This window comes from Wolbachia endosymbiont of Pentalonia nigronervosa, from assembly GCF_014534705.1.
Lineage (GTDB): Bacteria > Pseudomonadota > Alphaproteobacteria > Rickettsiales > Anaplasmataceae > Wolbachia.
In genome coordinates this window covers 1-1,067 of the sequence record NZ_JACVWV010000177.1, presented here as the reverse complement: position 1 = coordinate 1,067, position 1,067 = coordinate 1, and the positions used below count along the sequence as shown (strand labels likewise).

The window sequence follows — 1,067 nt, the reverse complement described above, 5'->3', positions numbered from 1 at the left end:
GCTTCAGGTTGCATTTTTGCCCATAAGAGACACAGACGAGATGCAACTGTTATGCTATCAATGAAAATACATCGATATTTAGAAAACTCTGAAGAGAGCCCATTGTATTTACTTGATACGTGCTCATAGTGTCTTTGACTATATGCTGAATCAGATTTTAGTGCAGGATTTGGACCACCAATTAGGCAGGCTATATCCCGAGCTTGATTCCAGGTGCGAATGCTAATTGAATCTCCTTGCCAATCTTGGACAGCAAGTAAACCAGCTTCAAAATCAAGACACAAAGTTGGCTCATTTATGGTTTTTAAAAGACTTGTTTTACCAATACCATAAGGACCAAAGATTACTGTCTTCACACCTGTTACCAACTTTACCCTTTCTTCACTATTAATTATTTTTAAATCCATGTTTTTACTTAAATTTGCCCTTTGTATATACATTCACCAAATTTCAAAAAACTGTTCACTTTCTCTTGCATTTTTTTTCGTCAAGAGATAAAAATTTAGATCTCATTTTTTTGAGAATGCGGTGCAAAGTAGTCCTCGACATGTTGTGCATATGTGCAACTTCAGTAATGCTGTGATACTTAAGCTGTTTACATAAAACCTGCCACTTCTCTGGTAACTTTGAAATGATTCGTTCAACATCAACACGTAATATTGATTCGTCTTCAAAGCAGTAACTTTCTTGTTGCATGCAATTCTTAAGATTAGGCGTAGTGTGTATATGCTTACGGGTTAAATTATGGATACGATTTTTAATAACTTGTTTGGCAAAAGTGGAAAGACTACCTTTAGTTTCATCATATTGATTCAGACATGAGAAAAACTCACAAAAAAGGTCTTGTTCTATGTCTTCAATACTTTGGTCAGCAGAATATTTAAGTGATTTTGCGTAAAATTTCACTAACCCGACAACTTTAGGATCAATACCTGAGTAAGAATTTTTAGATTTCATAAAAGTCCCTCTAATGAAAGATTTAAGAATGAAACCTTTTTAGTAAATTCTGTAGGACATGAAAAAAATATCTCAGACAATCGTGAGTTTTTACCTCTGAAAAATCGGGA

2 protein-coding genes are annotated in these 1,067 nt (G+C 34.2%); both read right to left on the bottom strand.

Going from position 1 to position 1,067, the window contains the following annotated elements; genetic code table 11:
- Positions 1 to 407, bottom strand: a 407-nt coding sequence (locus IC220_RS07790; RefSeq protein ID WP_188153823.1) for an AAA family ATPase, incomplete at its 3' end; no start/stop codon positions are given.
- Positions 408 to 462: 55 nt separating this feature from the next.
- On the bottom strand, positions 463 to 957 hold the full coding sequence (locus IC220_RS07785; protein WP_188153822.1) for a sigma-70 family RNA polymerase sigma factor: 495 nt from the start codon (positions 955 to 957) through the stop codon (positions 463 to 465).
- Between the last annotated feature and the right edge of the window lie 110 nt (positions 958 to 1,067).

What these genes read in the sequence shown, in the direction of transcription:
- IC220_RS07785 (WP_188153822.1), bottom strand. Translation starts at nt 957, where the DNA reads ATGAAATCTAAAAATTCTTACTCAGGTATTGATCCTAAAGTTGTCGGG.